We start from the raw sequence: 1,971 nt of genomic DNA, 5'->3' as shown, positions 1-1,971 counted from the left end.
TTGAAGGTGGTGTCGTCGGGGTTCAGCCCGAGGCCCGCGATCGAGGTGTAGAAGCCGATCTGCGCGTTGATGTCGTTGTACGTACCGGGTTTGAACATCAGCGCGTAGCGGTCGGTGCCGAACTGGTTCGACTCCTGCTTCCTGAAGACCTCGTCGACCTTGCCCTGGACGTCGGGCGTCGACGGGTCGAAGACCAGCACGTTGGGGCCGAGGTCACCGCCGCCGACCACCTCCTGGGCGGCGGCTTCCCGGACGTCGCTGCCGAACGCCGCCTGGGTCGCGGGGACGGCCATGAGCATGGCGGCGGCGAGCGCGGTGAGGCCGAGCACCGGGGAACGGCGGCGGCGGTGGGGGGTCGTGGGGGGCGCGGAACGCGCGGGATCCGTGGGGGGAACCTGCATGGAGTACGTCTCCTGAGTCGTGGTCGCGTGGGGGGCACGACGGTCGGGCGAGAGAGGGAGAGAGCGCTCTCAGGCGTTTCGCCGATGTAACCGCTATGGTCCGGGACACGTCAAGAGGTGGGCGCCAAGAGGTGCGCATGGATGCCGTGAGCGCAAGAAATAGCGGCAGGGGAAAGGCAGTTGTCCCGATATCGTCAGGAATCCGGGACGGGCTGACTTCACAGGATGTTGTTCTCGGCGGTGGAGCCGGGCGAGGGGCGGGACCAGGGCAGGGCAAGGCGGGCGGGGGTGTGCCCGGGAGACTCCCGGTCGTCACACCTCGCGGATCACCCGAGCCGGGTTGCCCACCGCCACCACACCGGCCGGCAGGTCCTTGGCGACCACCGCCCCCGCGCCGACCACGGTGTTCTCGCCGATCGTGACGCCCGGGCAGACGATCGCCCCGCCACCCAGCCACACGTTGTCCCCGATCGTGATCGGCCGGGCCGCCTCCCACTTGGCACGCCGCGCCTCCGGCTCCACGGGATGGGTGGGCGTGAGCAGCTGTACGTTCGGGCCGATCTGGACGTCGGCGCCGATCGTGATACGGCCGACGTCGAGGAGGACGGCTCCGAAGTTCACGAACGTACGGGGGCCGACGGTGATGTTGTAGCCGTAGTCCACCCGGAGCGGGGGCCGGATCTCCACCCCCTCGCCGACCTCGCCGAGCAGCTCGCCCAGGGCCGCCCGGCGGCCCTGGGCGTCGGCGGCCGAGGTGGAGTTGAACCGCTCGCTCAGCAGCGCCGCACGCAGGGCCTCGGCGGCGAGTTCGGGGTCGTCGGCGAGATACGGCTCACCGGCGAGCATGGCGTCCTTCTGGCTCGGCATGTCCTGCCCTCTCCTCTTCCTTGGTGGGGGTGGGGCGGTCCGCTCTCAGTTGAGCAGGGCCCGGGCGGCCTGGGCGCGTCGGCGGATCTCCGCCGCGGCCGTCGGCTCCACGCCGTCGACGACCTCCGCGTACTCCTCCATCTCGGCCGCTCCGCGCAGGAACTCCCCGCGCTGTACCAGGAGCTGGGCCCGCTCGTAGCGGAGCCTGGCCGGATGCGAGGGCAGCAGCAGCGACAGCTCCAGCGCCCACAGGGCCACATCGGTGCGCTCGGGACGGGCCGCGGCCCAGGCCCTGATGTTGTTCAGGACCCGCAGCAGGGTCTCCAGCGGCCCCGCCGGTACCAGCATCGACGGCTCCAGCCGCGTCCCGGTCGTCCCGGCCACCATGAGCGCGGCGTCCTCGCCGCTGAGCGGGGCCCCGCCGGCGAACGGGTCGGCCAGCACCTGTTCCGCCGGATCACCGAAGCCCACCACGTAGTGGCCGGGCAGCGCCACCCCGTACACGGGCGCACCGGCCCGCCGCGCGACCTCGGTCCACACCACCGACAGCAGGATCGGCAGCCCCCTGCGGCGCCGCAGGACGTGCTGGAGCAGGGAGGACTCCAGCCGCTGGTAGTCGGCCGGACCGCCGGCGAACCCGCACCGCCCGCCCAGCAGTTCCTGGAGCGCCGACGCCCACGCGCGGGCGGGGCGCGCCCCGTAC

2 protein-coding genes and 1 pseudogene are annotated in these 1,971 nt (G+C 72.2%); all 3 read right to left on the bottom strand.

Annotation, left to right across the window (positions count from 1 at the left end; all coding sequences use genetic code 11):
• Positions 1 to 401: pseudogene (locus IH13_RS42205) on the bottom strand (coagulation factor 5/8 type domain-containing protein); the annotation flags it as partial.
• Between the two features lie 312 nt (positions 402 to 713).
• Positions 714 to 1,268 (bottom strand): sugar O-acetyltransferase, encoded by a 555-nt coding sequence (locus IH13_RS0110805; RefSeq protein ID WP_031083270.1) that lies wholly within the window; start codon positions 1,266 to 1,268, stop codon positions 714 to 716.
• Between the two features lie 45 nt (positions 1,269 to 1,313).
• The coding region (locus IH13_RS0110800) for a transglutaminase-like domain-containing protein (RefSeq protein ID WP_031083268.1) at positions 1,314 to 1,971 on the bottom strand (658 nt) is incomplete at its 5' end.

This window comes from Streptomyces sp. NRRL WC-3549 (assembly GCF_000721935.1).
In the GTDB taxonomy this organism is placed as follows: Bacteria; Actinomycetota; Actinomycetes; order Streptomycetales; family Streptomycetaceae; genus Streptomyces.
This window is presented reverse-complemented; position numbering and strand designations above follow the sequence as displayed.